At 64.0% G+C, this 13,304-nt stretch carries 16 protein-coding genes and 1 tRNA gene; 8 read left to right on the forward strand and 9 right to left on the reverse strand.

Annotated elements, in window-relative coordinates; genetic code table 11:
• Positions 1–307: 307 nt before the first annotated feature.
• The 3 genes from OHA68_RS14735 to OHA68_RS14745 form a co-directional block, all read right to left on the reverse strand.
• Positions 308–628, reverse strand: coding sequence for a hypothetical protein (locus OHA68_RS14735; protein ID WP_327108134.1), 321 nt, complete (start codon positions 626–628; stop codon positions 308–310).
• Between the two features lie 10 nt (positions 629–638).
• Complete coding sequence (locus tag OHA68_RS14740) at positions 639–1,274, reverse strand: response regulator (RefSeq protein ID WP_189137343.1); 636 nt, start codon at positions 1,272–1,274, stop codon at positions 639–641.
• 61 nt (positions 1,275–1,335) lie between these two features.
• Positions 1,336–2,484 carry a histidine kinase gene (locus OHA68_RS14745; RefSeq protein WP_327108136.1) on the reverse strand — a complete coding sequence of 383 codons (1,149 nt, stop codon included), beginning with the start codon at positions 2,482–2,484 and terminating at the stop codon, positions 1,336–1,338.
• 133 nt (positions 2,485–2,617) lie between these two features.
• Between OHA68_RS14745 and OHA68_RS14750 the strand changes: the two genes are divergently transcribed.
• Both OHA68_RS14750 and OHA68_RS14755 read left to right on the forward strand, forming a co-directional pair.
• The gene (locus OHA68_RS14750) at positions 2,618–3,163 is read left to right on the forward strand and encodes a hypothetical protein (RefSeq protein WP_407674443.1); all 546 of its coding nucleotides are present in this window, start codon (positions 2,618–2,620) and stop codon (positions 3,161–3,163) included.
• 57 nt (positions 3,164–3,220) lie between these two features.
• Positions 3,221–3,293 (forward strand) — tRNA-Arg (locus OHA68_RS14755).
• A 571-nt stretch (positions 3,294–3,864) separates the two neighbouring features.
• On the opposite strand, the gene OHA68_RS14760 is transcribed toward OHA68_RS14755, so the two are convergent.
• A complete protein-coding gene (locus OHA68_RS14760; RefSeq protein WP_327108138.1) occupies positions 3,865–4,101 on the reverse strand; it encodes a hypothetical protein in 237 nt (78 codons plus the stop codon).
• A gap of 96 nt (positions 4,102–4,197) precedes the next feature.
• Here OHA68_RS14760 and OHA68_RS14765 point away from each other — a divergent pair, with 96 nt between their 5' ends.
• The 5 genes from OHA68_RS14765 (at position 4,198) to OHA68_RS45305 (ending at position 9,419) form a co-directional block, all read left to right on the forward strand.
• Positions 4,198–4,467: a winged helix-turn-helix domain-containing protein gene (locus OHA68_RS14765; protein ID WP_327108139.1), complete on the forward strand. Its 270-nt coding sequence runs from the start codon at positions 4,198–4,200 to the stop codon at positions 4,465–4,467.
• An 807-nt stretch (positions 4,468–5,274) separates the two neighbouring features.
• Complete coding sequence (locus tag OHA68_RS14770) at positions 5,275–6,690, forward strand: hypothetical protein (protein ID WP_327108140.1); 1,416 nt, start codon at positions 5,275–5,277, stop codon at positions 6,688–6,690.
• Between the two features lie 181 nt (positions 6,691–6,871).
• Entirely contained in the window at positions 6,872–7,435 is a 564-nt protein-coding gene (locus OHA68_RS14775) for a DUF6879 family protein (protein WP_327108141.1), read from the forward strand.
• A 420-nt stretch (positions 7,436–7,855) separates the two neighbouring features.
• Positions 7,856–8,938 carry a toll/interleukin-1 receptor domain-containing protein gene (locus OHA68_RS14780; RefSeq protein ID WP_327108142.1) on the forward strand — a complete coding sequence of 361 codons (1,083 nt, stop codon included), beginning with the start codon at positions 7,856–7,858 and terminating at the stop codon, positions 8,936–8,938.
• Between the two features lie 205 nt (positions 8,939–9,143).
• Positions 9,144–9,419, forward strand: a complete 276-nt coding sequence (locus tag OHA68_RS45305) for a CPCC family cysteine-rich protein (RefSeq protein ID WP_407674498.1) — start codon at positions 9,144–9,146, stop codon at positions 9,417–9,419.
• Positions 9,420–9,562: 143 nt separating this feature from the next.
• Here OHA68_RS45305 and OHA68_RS14785 read toward each other — a convergent pair whose 3' ends face one another.
• The 5 genes from OHA68_RS14785 to OHA68_RS14805 form a co-directional block, all read right to left on the reverse strand.
• Positions 9,563–10,036 (reverse strand): hypothetical protein, encoded by a 474-nt coding sequence (locus OHA68_RS14785; protein WP_327108144.1) that lies wholly within the window; start codon positions 10,034–10,036, stop codon positions 9,563–9,565.
• Positions 10,037–10,360: 324 nt separating this feature from the next.
• Entirely contained in the window at positions 10,361–10,789 is a 429-nt protein-coding gene (locus tag OHA68_RS14790; protein WP_327108145.1) for a hypothetical protein, read from the reverse strand.
• Between the two features lie 177 nt (positions 10,790–10,966).
• Entirely contained in the window at positions 10,967–11,638 is a 672-nt protein-coding gene (locus OHA68_RS14795) for a hypothetical protein (RefSeq protein ID WP_327108146.1), read from the reverse strand.
• Positions 11,639–11,644: 6 nt separating this feature from the next.
• On the reverse strand, positions 11,645–12,517 hold the full coding sequence (locus OHA68_RS14800; RefSeq protein WP_327108147.1) for a WXG100-like domain-containing protein: 873 nt from the start codon (positions 12,515–12,517) through the stop codon (positions 11,645–11,647).
• Complete coding sequence (locus tag OHA68_RS14805; protein WP_327108148.1) at positions 12,508–12,822, reverse strand: hypothetical protein; 315 nt, start codon at positions 12,820–12,822, stop codon at positions 12,508–12,510. Before OHA68_RS14805 ends, OHA68_RS14800 begins: the two co-directional genes overlap by 10 nt.
• An 81-nt stretch (positions 12,823–12,903) precedes the next feature.
• On the opposite strand from OHA68_RS14805, the gene OHA68_RS14810 reads away from it, so the two are divergent.
• Positions 12,904–13,293, forward strand: a complete 390-nt coding sequence (locus OHA68_RS14810; protein WP_327108149.1) for a YbaB/EbfC family nucleoid-associated protein — start codon at positions 12,904–12,906, stop codon at positions 13,291–13,293.
• Positions 13,294–13,304: the final 11 nt, after the last annotated feature.

A 13,304-nucleotide genomic window follows, 5' to 3' on the forward strand; every position in this document is an offset into this window, starting at 1 on the left:
GGAGGCGGCGGCCCTTGCCCAGGAGGTCCTTGCCCAGGAGGTCCTTGCCCAGGAGGTCCCTGACCAGGAGGTCCTTGCCCGTACCCCGGGGGCGGCGGCCCTTGCCCGGCCGTGCCTTGTCCGTACGGGGGTGGCGGTCCTTGTACGGGGGGTCCTTGCGGAGGCGGCGGTCCCTGGGGGGCCTGGTGAGGCGGGGGCCGGTCCTGGCCGCGGTCGTCCGGCTCCCGAGGTGGTGTGCTCACGTGATCTCCCCTCCGCTCCCGTACAGGCTAGAGGGTGTGGATCGCCGCCCGATCGATGCCGCCATCTAGACGTACAGTCCGGGATTGAGCCCTGTGCAGAAGCCGGCCGACACGATGGACACCAGCGCCCACCCGATCATCAGCCCCATCCCCAGCCCCTGCGACCAGGGCTTACGCATGAACACCAGCGTCAGCCCGAGCCCGAAGGCGAAGACGGCAAGGAACGCCGCCGCGATGCCGACTCCCACGCTCGACCCCGTGGCCACGGCGATGAACCCCACCACCACATTGACGACCACGTAACCGAAGAGCCCCGCGAACGTCAGCCCGACGATCAGCCCTGTTTGACGAGGCTGCTGGGGTGGCGGAGGCGGTGGCGTGCTCACGGCGTTCAGACTACGGCCCTATATCCCCCTCTGAGTAGTAGATGGCGGCTTGGACTCGGCTCCTCAGGTTGAGCTTGTTCAGCACCCGGCTGACGTGGGTCTTCGTGGTGGCCTCCGCCATGTCGAGCTCTCTGGCGATCTCCGCGTTGGACATCCCCCGCCCGACGCAGGCCAGCACCTCCCGCTCGCGCGGCGTCAGCACCGTCGTATCGGCCTGCTCCCGGCGCGGAGCCTGCTCGGCGAAGGCCGAGATCAGCCGCCGCGTCACCCCCGGCGAGATCAGGCCGTCCCCCTTGGCCACCAACCGCACCGCGTCGATCAGCGAATCGGCATCGGTGTTCTTCAACAGGAACCCGGCAGCCCCCGCCCGCAACGCCCCGAACACATACTCGTCAATGTCGAACGTCGTCAGAATCAGCACGTCGGCCACCCCGGCCAGCTCCCTGGTGGCGGAGATCCCGTCCATCCTGGGCATGCGCACATCCATCAACACCACGTCAGGCCGCGTCTCGCCGGCCAGCGCGACGGCCTCCACCCCATCGGCCGCCTCACCCACCACCTCGATGTCGTCCACCCCATCGAGGATCATCACAATCCCGGCCCGGACTGCCGCATGATCGTCAGCCACCAGCACCCTGATGGTCATCGTTCCTCCAGCTGGGTCATATCGCCTTCACCTCGCCACACGGATCCGTACAGGAGGACGATCACGGAGGATCCTTGTCCGACGCAGGCCTGTCCGAGGTGGGAAGAGCCGCCGTGACGCGCCAGCCGCTTCCGCGAGGGCCGGCCTCGAACGTGCCGCCCACCAGTTTGATCCGCTCCCGCATGCCGATCAGCCCCACCCCGGCCCCTGGCAGGCTCGTCTTCCTGCCGTTGACCGGGTTGTCGACGATCAGCGACACCTGGTGAGGCTGATAGCGAATGCTGACCGCGGCCGGTTGCTCGCCGTGTTTGAGCGCATTCGTCAGCGCCTCCTGAACGATGCGATATCCGGCCAGATCGACCGCGGGAGAGAGCTCGCGCGCCTCGCCCTCGACCTGGAACTCGACGGCCATCCCCGACTGCCGGGACCTGTCGACCAGGATCTCCGCGTCGAGCAACCGCGGCCGCATGGCCTCCCCTTCGTCACCTTCCTGCCGCAGCAGCCCGATCATGGACCGCATCTCGGCCATCCCCTTCACGCTGTTCTCGCGTACGGACTCCATGACCTTGCGGACGGTGGCCTGATCGAGGTCCTTACGGGAGAGCGCGGCGGTGGACTGGATGGCGATGGCGCTGAAATGGTTCGCGATCATGTCGTGGAGCTCGCGGGCCATCCGGGTCCGCTCGGCGGTGATCGCCGCCTGGCGGTCGAGCTCGGCCAGCCGCGCCACCTGCTCGGCCTTGGCCCGCTCGATGACCACCTGATCACGATGCTGGCGCAGGACCAGCGCGGTCGTCACCGGCGTCACCAGGACCAGCGCCAACTGGAAGCCGACCAGGGCCAGCAGCCGCCAGTCCCCGGCGATGAACCAGCCGGCGGCTCCCGCCCCCACCGCGAGCACGGTGGTGATCCCCAGCAGCCATCGCGAGAACCGCGCCGGACCGTACAGCGCGGCGGCGTACAGATTGTCGGTGTAGACGAGGACCGTTCCCAGCGACAGCCCTATGAACGCGTCGAGCACGACGCCCACAGTCCCCAGCCCGAGCGACCAGAGCGGCGCCCGCGTCCGCAGCAGGACGGCCGCGCACACGATCGCCAGCGGAACCACGAGCTGCCCCATGGGAGCGTCGCGGCGCAGGGAGGCCCCGGCCGCGATCAGGATCAGGCCCATGAGGAAGGCCAGCCCAGCCCACAGGGCCACGCGTTTCATGTCCCCATCCCACCACCGAACGCGACCGTTTCCCTCCTTCGCCGGTCCGCCTGTGGATACACCCTTCGATGTATCCACAGGCTCGTCTTCCCTGGGGATGAAAACCCCCAAAACGACCATGACCATGGATAACGTGATTCTTGCCATCATCGTCGCCTGCGAAGTCGGCTTCTGGGTGCTGCTCGCCCTCGGCCTCGCCAGTCGCTACCTGTGGGGCCACCGCCGGCTCAGCAACGTCCTCCTGCTCAGCGTTCCGCTCCTGGACGTGATCCTCCTCGCGGCCGCGGTGATCGACATGCGCGCCGGCGCTCCGGCCGACCTCAGACACGTTCTCGCCGTGGCCTACCTCGCCTATTCGATCGTCTTCGGACACCGCACCCTGCGCTGGGCCGACGCCAAGTTCCACCACCGCTTCGCCGACGGCCCCCCGCCTCCCCGGCCTCCGGCCGGCGGCATGGCCAGAGCTCGGTACGAGTGGGTGCTCTGGTTGTGGATCGTGGTGGCGTACGGGGTCGCCTGGTTGATCGGGCTCGCCCTGGTCTGGCTCGTGGGCGATCCGACCCGTACCGAGCCATTGCTGGGCATGGTGGGAGGACTCAGCAAGATCGTGCTGATCGCCCTTCTCTGGCCGGTCAGCTACACCCTCTGGCCCAAGAAGGTGGAACGGGCGGAGTCATGATTGCGGAAACCGGTTCGAGGCACGGCTGAAGACCCGCTATGCTTGTTCCAGAAACGAGCGGCCGTAGCTCAATGGATAGAGCATCTGACTACGGATCAGAAGGTTACGGGTTCGACTCCTGTCGGCCGCACTCCAGTTCAAAGGCCCTCCGGGATGATCCCGGAGGGCCTTTTTGGATCTCATACAGCAGCGGTTTGCAGCCAACGTCGTGGGTGTCACGCGCGGTGTGCGGACAGCGCTCCCGCGAACGCGGGGACGATGACACGGCTCGGCGGTTGCGCGCTTGGGACGAGACCATGACCGACCTGCACGCCCACGATGAAGGGCTGTTCGTCTGCCGCTTTCATACGGATGAGATCACCTCTGTCGAGGTTGCTCGCCGGACCGCATGCGCTTTCGTCGGCTCAGACGATAGCGGTGTACGGTCACCGAGCCTGACCAGTCAAGATCTGTGTCCACAGGTTCTGGGCAGCGTGAGCGGAGACCCAAGGACTCTCGACGGCGCCGGCCGGGCTCTTCGCGGTGAAGCGCCGGACGAACCAGAGCCCACCCGCCGTACACAGCTCGAAGTACGGGAACCTGCAGGAGCAGGTGTGGGCGCGGACTCGTATCCGGTGTACGCGGGGGTGCTCGGCTCCCACTCAATCGACTTCGCTCCTGATCGGGGCGCGGCGGCATGTTGGTTGTCACACGGCTCTGGATCAGGTGGTTGCGCGGTCACAACGCCACCCCCTCAGGTGCTGCTCGTGCAGGAGCGCTTCGAATGTCGCCACGTCGTCAGCACTCACTGTCTGCTGAAGGCCCGCCTTGATTTCGGCATCGTTGAGCCGGACGCCGCGCCGCGTCGCATAAAAGGTGCCCGCGTCACTTCGGAAGAAGGACCAGCCGGGGAACGAAGCGCGCAGAGCGCCCAGATCGTAGCCGGATGTTTGCTGCATGTCCGCAGGCTACGGCAACCTTCCTAGTACTGCCTAGGGGTACCTGAAGGAACCCCTAGGAAGGAATGGGAACCTTTGGGTTCCTATCGTTACACCATGGACTTCAAGCCCGATGAACTGCGCTGGCAGGCGATCGTCAACGAGATCAAGCGCAGGATCGAAGCCGGCGAGTACCGACCCGGCATGCCAGTCCCCGGAGAGCCCCGCCTGGCAGTCGAACTCGGCGTGTCCAAAGGAACAGCCCGCCGAGCCCTGAACGCCCTCATCGCCGACGGCACTCTCTACACGGTCCTGGGCAAGGGCACCTTCGTCAGCCACCCCGGCGACGACTCCGACAAGGCATCCACCGGGCACGACCAGGGCTAAAGATCATGCACGTCCCGGGACAGCACACGGAGCAGTCAGCCCGACCTCACGCGTGACCTCGGTCACCGAACCACCCGCCAGCACCGCCAGCACAGCCCGATACCGCTGCTCCACCACGGACATATCCACCAGAGCCAATCCCGGCCTCCCGACGCACGACGCCGCAACGACGCACGCCAGACTGGCCGATGACAGCACCTGTCGCCCATGTCCTGGGACTCATCCGTCAAGCATGTCCCGGGACAACACAGGCAGATAGGGCGGTCCATGAATCACACCTTCCCTGCGCCATCAAGCCGCCGCCCGATGGGCGGCGGGCGGCCGGGCGGTCCGGGCGGGCGTGCGGCCTCTTCGGGCCGATCCCGCCCGGCCACCCCGCCGCACAATGGGACGCAGTAGAACGACGCGCAGAAGATGTATCGAGCACCGTCGAAGCGGCGGAGCGTCAGCCGGACCGAGCCGAGACGCCAAGGTCAAAGGCATGTTTCCGGCGGGAGCACTCCGGCACCGAGGTGATCGCCACACGGGACTTGACGTTGATGGGTGGCTGGGGGCTGATCACCTCGCACGCCATCGACTCAGGCAAGCCCAGCAGACCGACTCCTCCGCATCAAGCTCGGCTCTGACCGTTGGCATCGAATGATCGAGGAACGGCGACCGGCGAACGTACACGCGAAGCCGAGCTTGACACTCCGTCCCCGGCCCGCTGCCGCTACGCGGTGAGTCGACAGCGTACGAGGTGATCAGGTAGCTGGCGACCTTGCGGGATCGGACCATCTCTGCCTCGCAGGGTGGCACAATGCGGTCATGGAAGTTGGTGACTTGCGGATTCCGGACCGTTTCGAGCGTCTCCGTGATCTAGACGCAGGAGCTCTGGGCGCGATTGTTGTACCCGTCGCGTCCATGCTCGACGTGATGGATGATCGATTTATGGACATGCACGCGGCCGACCGTGGGTCTTTTACCATCCTGCGCGGTCAAACGGGAGCAGGAAAATCCACGTTTCTGGATACCGTTTCCTTTTTTCGGGCCGATGTGGAGACGATAAGAATCTCTCCTAGCGAGGATCTCGTCTCTGGCGTTCTGCTGGATCAGGTGGTGCACCCGCGGATCGTCGTTCTTGAAGGTCGTGAGGCGCTAGGGCAGGTGTCACGGCAAGAGATTGAAGCGACAATGCATGCGGTCAATCAGTTTGTCCGCTCGGACGCGGGACGCACTTCGCTCGTGGTCTGGCCAACAAACACGGATGATCTGACAGAACTGCTGAAAGAGCTCGGTGGCAACCTTGGCGGGGAAGCTCTCTTTGGGCTCACTGGACCAGTAACTCGGTTCGAAGGCCCGGATAAGAACGATTATGTCAGGATTGCCCAACAAACTGTCGCCACTCTGAATGATGGCGCATCGCTCGATGCGCTCGGAGTGTCGCTAGAACTGGCTGAGAAATTGGCCAGTGAGAGCGAGACAATCGGCAGTTATCTTGCTCGTATCCGGAAGGCTTCCGTGCAAGCGGGGAATCGCGTTCGCCGCCTCCTGGTCAAGGAGCGTTTCCGGCTGTGGACGGTGGTAATAGCAGGGAACGAGCCGGAGGGCGATGTTGCGGCGCTAACTAGAGGCGGTCAAGCGTACGCTGATATTGATAGACTTGTGAATTCTACTGGTGCCAATATCGTTAACGAGCTCAAGCAGTATCCTGAAATGCTCGGAATTTTGGGGACGGTCCTAGACGCTCGTATTATTCATCTCGACATGGTATCTGTAAATGCAATAGCGCGTACATTTGGAACTCCAACTCTACACGGCTTGATGCAAGCCCAAGGGATGCAGACCAGTGCAGATCCATCTGCGGTCAGGAGAATTCAGGAAAGCGATCTAGGAATTCTTTTGCAAGGCAAGCCTCTCGGTACGCGGAAGCGTGGTCCGAAACCTGGACAGAACACCAAGGATGCTTTTCTAAAGCTTTCCGAGATTTCTCGCACTAATGATGGTCTTTTGAACGAGGCCATAGGAAATGCGCTTGTCGGGGCGGGGCTCATAGGGCAGTTTAAGGTCGAGCAATCCTTGGGGACTGATCTCGCATTCTTTAGCGATCTCTATTGCGTCAAAGACGATTCTCCTATCCGATTGGAATTCATGTGGAGGGCGAAGACGGGCCGCGCAACGATTGCGAACTATGTGCTTGGGAAGATCAACAACTATGGCAAGGCGATCGGACTGCTGGGGTAACAGGGTAAACATGCACTCCACCAGTACAGCTTGACGATAACGCTGAGTACCTTCAGGCTCATGGAGTGCAGGGTGGGCCCAAGTTCGACGTGAGGAGCATCGCGTGGCACTGGACTTCGTGGGTATGGACCCCAGTTCGCCGAAGAACGAGTGTCCGGCGTCTTCGTAGACCCGGGGTGACATGTACTTCCAGGGCAGGACCGTCACAGATCCGGCCGTCCTGGAGCGTATTGCCCAGGATTCCCCGATCGCCGCCGACGAGTCCGTGGTCTGGCATCCCGCCCGCATGGCTCCGATCGTGATGGAGGCAGTCAGCGGCACCTACGAGCGGAACAAGCAGGGCCCCGGGCTGCCCAGCTTTGAGCGGATGCTGGCGAACGCCGAACGCTCCGCCGTGCACCTGGAGATGCGCGACACCTACGACGCGACGGACCCCGGTTTCCTGCAGTGGCAGCAGGACAGCAGCACTGACTACGAGTGGGACGACTGGATCGAGCTGATCGGCGCGGCGGTGGCACGCGGCGTATGGATGCGGCGCCTGCGGATCGTGTCGGAGGGTGACAGCATCCCCTACGGCGTGCGCGCCGATCTGTTCCTGCCCTACCTGCCGCCGGTAGTGCCGTACGAGCGCAATGCGGTCGTCTTGCTGAGCGACCCCGACCGCGAGTTCGCGCTGGCCCGGGAGCTACTGGTCCGGCTGAAGGACGTACGACCCGCCCGGATCGAACGCGCGATTTCTGGGTGACTTTCTGAGTGACGATCGAGGCGTACAAGCTCGGACGCTAGCGGACTCTCAGGGACCTCCATCACAGGTCACAGGCCATATTCGACTTGCTAGCGATCAGGCGTAAGTGGCTTCGCATCGAAGTGGTCGAGGCCGTGACGATCGCTCACCGTGAGCGTCTCGGCGGTTGCCGACGTGACCTGACGCGAAACCACAAGCGAATGCGTCACCCAGGATCTGAAGCCTGCCATGGGATGTGCAGCCGTAGTGATTGAGCGGCGATCAGTTGCCATTTTCCGGTAAGAATCAAGAGCAGTGCGGGCGTTGCGTGGCTGTGCGGATTCGAGAGCTGTTCTCACATACGGACAATGTAGTCCGATACAGACGAACAGGACGCGCGGGGAGACACGTTGTGTGCTATGGGTGTTCTACACTGGGCTTGTGGCTCTGTCGCCAGATTCAGGCTACGCATACGATGTATGTCTCTCGTATGCGGGTGAGCAGCGTACTTACGTTGAGCTTGTAGCCGCCGGTCTTCGCCGCGCGGGTGTTCGAGTTTTCTTCGACGTCTACGAGCAGGCAACGCTCTGGGGTAAAGATCTCTACGAGCACCTCAGTCAGATATACCAGGAAGCTGCGCAATATTGCGTACTTTTTGCATCGGCTGAGTATGCGGCCAAAGTATGGACATCGCACGAGCGTAGAAATGCGCAAGTGCGAGCCCTTAATGCTAATGAGGAGTACATTCTTCCCGCCAGGTTTGATGATACAAGAATTCCCGGACTATCGCCTACTGTTGCCTATATTGATCTGCGCGGCATTGCTCCCGAAGCCCTGGTGGGTCTTATCCTAGAGAAGCTCAGGCCGCACGACGACGAGGAGCGTTCCCTTGCCGTCGCGCTACCAGTGGTTCCACGATACTCTAGCGAGCAGATGCGGCTTCTATTGGAAAAACCTCCGGCTTGGGAGTTTATTCTATTCGCAAGTGAACTGCAGATAGGTCAGCGTGCATTGCTGGATAAGTGGCATGACCATGAGCTTGGCTATGCTGCTCGGAGTGGAAAACACATCGATGTGGAAAGCGCTCCTTCTTATCTTGAAGCGAAGTTTAGCGAAGCTCAGGAGATAATATCTGCAATCGAGCTTATATTCAGCCGCTCCGCGCAGGACCGTGCTTTTGGAGAGCCTGGCCAGGCGGGCGATGAGGAGCGCATAAAACATCTCGCGCGAAAGCTTCTCCATGTATATGAAGGTCTGATTGATTGGTCGGCTCATCTCAGAAGCTTGAGTGTTCCCTCGGACTTCGCTCGTGCCTTTCGGCTGGCGGCATCCTTCTCTGACCAACCGCTTCGAGAGATTCGCCAGTTCATAGAGAGCTTCACAGCGATGGCAGAGCGACTGCCCGAGATGCTGGCTCAAGGCAAGCCGGTGAGAGAATCTATGGACTTGATAGTCACCGCAGATAACTCGGTCATCGAAGAGTTCAATGGAGAGTTGCGACGCTTGGGTGAGGTCTTGGGTTGACCAGCAGTCGAAGCATCGACGAGCGCCTGTTTACTCTCCTTGGGGCCCACCGATTGCTGAGCGTGGTGGTGGTATCCAGGGAGATCACGTGTCAGATGCTCTGTCAGGCGGGTGGAGGATCGTCCACGTACGGCAGCCGTAATGAGATGGTCGTTGTGAATGCCAGGCTGGCGAGTACGGACGTTACGGTGTCCTGGTGGAGTTCGTGAGCGTTCACCGCCCCAAGAGAGATAAGCCGTATCCGTGCCCTTGCTGTGGTTTCCTCACTCTTTACGGGCGAGGTGGGTACGAGATCTGTCCAGTTTGTTTCTGGGAAGACGATGGACAGGACGACCATGACGCCGACGTAGTTCGTGGAGGCCCGAACTACGAGCTGAGCCTTACGCAGGGGCGGCGGAACTTCGCCGAGTCCGGTGCGAGTCGTCGACAAGATCTTCCCTCTGTCCGTCCCCCTCGCCCTGAGGAGTATCCCGACGAGTGATCTTTCTAACGACGGCCCTTGACGACCGTGGACGAGTGTGGGACCGCTGAGCCCGGACACCCCTTCGAACAGGTGTTTGTGTCGCATGCGGATGCCGGTCGACATCACCGATCTTGCTGCGGATCAGATAGCAGATGTCTGGATCAGGGCGCGGGAAGTTCGCCTGTGCGAAGCAGTACGAGCGCTTCCTCGTGCCATTCCGAGCGGTCGCCAGCCGGAGGCAGTTCGACTCCCGCACGTCCGGCTGGGGCGGAGAACTGCTGCCGGAGCCGTCCCATGAGCTGTTCGGCCTGCTTGAGCGTTTCGGACATGTCGTCGGGGGCCTCGACGCTGAGGCCGAGAACCGTTGCCCCGTCACGGGTTACCGTGATGATGGCTTGGTAGTGGTCGCGCGCCCTGAGGTAGAGCGCGAAGGCCCCGTCCCCGTCGTCGAAGCGCAACTCGTCGAGGGACCTGTCGTCTGCATCGTTCGCGATGCCCAGGACATGGACCCGCATGAAAGCCTGGAACCGTTCGTCACCGGGGTCGTCCACGTCGACGTAGCTGTCGATGAATTGTCTGAAAACCTCGGAGCTATGCTCTGGAACCCACACGTAGACGTCAAGGCATAGCGGCACGTATCCAGCTTAGATCTTCGCCTTGTGATGGATTGGACTGACGTCAACCACCCCGCCGTACTGACCGCGATCGCCCAGCTGTTTCCGCAGACGAGGACACCGTGCGCGATGCGGTCCACGCCTTCAACGAGAAGGGCCTGGCCGCCCGGGGCTCTCGCTGGGCGGGTGGGCATTCTCGCCTGATCAGTGACGACATCGCGTTCATCGTCCCGACGGCTTCAATCTAGAGGTCGATGACGACCTTGCCGTGTACGTGCCGGCCGGCCCGCCGCCCGGCCGGCGGGCCGGCCGCATCGCTGAGTGAGGTGGCCGGCCCGTTCTACGTCAGGCCGGGAACCGCTTCTCGTGCCAGGTGTATTCGAGGTAGGTGCTGCCGGGCCCGGTCAACGTGCCGTACACCTGCCAGAAGGTGTTGGCGCCGGGCGAAAAGCGGAAGATCTTGTCCCCGGGCCGGCTGTCCACGAACACACGCTGTGACCCGGTGGGCCCGATGCGTACCTGGATCGTGAATGTCGAGGTGTCCGGGATGTCGAGGCAGATCTCGTACGTGTTCGCCGACGGGCCGCCGATGTTGTAGATGCGACCGTCTATCGCGCCACTCTCGACATTGGTGGGGACGTAGCTATTTCTGACCCAGGTGTAGCCGCCTGCGGTGCAGTCGATTGCGGAGGTGGCCGCGGACGCGGGACTTATGCCGGTGAGCGTGGCCCCGAGTAAGCTGGCGGCGACGAGAATGGGGATGGTGCGTTTCATGCCTCTCCTCATCCGTACGGTGACTCCCCAACCAAGTAGTTGAAGGCTGAACCGATTCTGACTTGGTCGCCATATCTGGACAAGACCGGGCAAGAATCCGTGCATTTTCGAGTCAGACGGGTCCGCTGGCCCTGGAGCGGTGGGGCGGACGCTGACGGTCGGGCCCCACTGGTGGCGCTACTCCTGGAACCTCCTGAGCTGCCACTGCGCGAACGAACTGATCTCCTCGTCGCGCACCCTGGCAGCGTGGAACAGCAGCGCCGGGTCGTCCTCGGCCATGCGCGTCGCGATCGCCGCGGCGAACAGCCGGGCCACCGGGTCGTCACCCTCCATCCCAGCGACGACCTCGCCCGGGTCGGGGTCCTCGGTGTCCGAGGCGACCAGCCCGGCCGTGAGCCGCCCGACCTCCGGGTCGTCCAGCCGCGTCAGCCCGGCCATGAGCTGCTCGGTCGAGGCCATCGCCAGGAAGTGCAGGACCTTCCACCGGATGGCGCTATCGGCAGCCCGGCTCAGGGCGAGGGCCTGGGCGATGATGCCGGCGTGTCGTTCGTCCGCGGCGAGCAGCACGAACTCGACGGCGAAGAACCGCACCTGGAGCCGTGGGTGGGCCAGCAGAGCGGGGACCTCTTCCAGCAGCGGCGCGGCCTGCTCACCCAGCTCCGACAGCAGCCAGGCCCCGGTCTGTACGGCGTCGTCGTCGCCGCTGTGCAGCAGGGCGCGGAGGTTCTCGACGGGGTAGCCGCCGAACAGCTCGTTGAGCAGGTCGTTGGCCGCCTGCCCGCGGACCTGGTCGTCGACGGGGCGGGCGAGGATGCGCGCCATCAGGTCGTCGCCTGTCTGTGTCTGCATCTCGCGTCAGTTCCCCTCTTTGGCCTTGCGCTCGAGCTCGGCCAAGAGCTTCTGCTCCGCTTCCAGCCGCGCCTGGTGTCCGGAGTCCTTGCCGAGACGGGCCTCGTTCATCTTCCGAGTGAGGACGCTGTCCTTGACTTCCGCCGCCGCCTGTCTGGCCTGCTCCGGTGTCATCTTGCTCACGTCGCTGCTGCTGGGCAACCTGCCGTGCATTCGCTGCGCGGCGGAGTCATAGCTCGCCGCGGCGTTCGGATTGTAGCCGCCGCCTCTGCCGCCGCCGCTTCCGCGCTTGCGCCGGGCCTGGAGCATGCCGTCGCGGGCGTGCGGCCGCTTCTCCATCTCCTTCATGATGCGGCGCATGGTGTCGGTCACCCGGCCGCGCAGGACCGGGGCCAGCCCCCTGGCCGTGCCCTCCGCGCCTTCGAGTGCCGCCTTGCCCACGGCGTGGCGGGTCATCTGCATGCGTGCGAGGGCGAGCATCCCGCCCGCCGCGCCGCCGAACAGCAGCGCCTGGGTGGTGGCGGTCAGCCCGAACGCGGCCTGCGTGCCCACGGCCAGCTTCACCGCACTGACCACGTTCGCGGTGCCGTCAAGGACGACCGGTGCGAGCTTCGCCGCGGCGGTGGCCTGGGAGATGTGGCCGCCGCCGTCGCCGACCCGGTCCCAGTGGGTCGCCAGTTGTGTGGCCGAGTCGCCCTGGTAGATCTGCTCCGTGCGGCGGATCGTCTCGTCGGCTGCCGCGCCCTGGGCCGACGATCCGGCGAGGACGACGCGCCAGTCGTTCGCCTCGAGGCGCCATTCGTCCTCGTTGTCGTTCGGCCAGGGGTAGCCGATGAGGTTGAGGAAGCCCGCCACCTGCGGGTCGAGCGTTATCGCCATGTGGGGCTCTCGAAGCTCTCGACGTTGGTGCTCTCCGCCGCCCGGATGTTCCTCGACACCATGTGCAGGCCCTCGCCGGTCTCGGCGATCTCCCCGCCGATCCCCGTCAGCGCGTCGAGCGAGACCTGCAGGCACTCGTTGTAGGTCCCTATGATGGTGGCGAAGAGCCCTTCGCCGCCGAAGGTGCGGGCGCCGCTGCCCCGTTCCCGTAGCCGCATGACCGAGGCGTCATAGTCCGCCCCGTAGCCGCTGACATGTGTGCCGCCGCGTCCCACCGTTCCCAGGGAGATCTCGAATCCCGTCATGCTCAGGGAGCATATCCAGACATATTGCGATACGGCGTTTACACTGAACCGCTCACCCGCCCTTGACCGACGGAAGTCGACATGCATTCACCTGCGCCGGAGGACGACGCCGAGTACTTGCACCAGTACGTCGCCCAGAGCCGCCGCGCCATCCGCGCGCTGCACGACGCCCGGGCGTCCATCGGTCAGGTGGAGGGCCACGCCAAGAGCGACGACGGGCTGATCGAGGCGGTCGCCAATGGCGACGGCGCCGCCACCCACCTGCGCATCGACCCGCGGGCGCTGCGGCTCGGCGAGGCCGCGCTCGGCGGGAAGGTCGCCGAGGTGCTGCGGGCCGCGCAGGACGACGCCGGGCGGCAGGCGCGAGAGATCGCCGACGGGGTGCGCGACGTCACCGCGGCCCTGCCGGCGCCGCTCGACGAGACCTTCGTACGTGCCCGGGTCGAGCAGGCACTCAACGACCTTTACTAGGAGGCGAAGCG

The organism is Nonomuraea glycinis, assembly GCF_035920485.1.
In the GTDB taxonomy this organism is placed as follows: domain Bacteria; phylum Actinomycetota; class Actinomycetes; order Streptosporangiales; family Streptosporangiaceae; genus Nonomuraea; species Nonomuraea glycinis.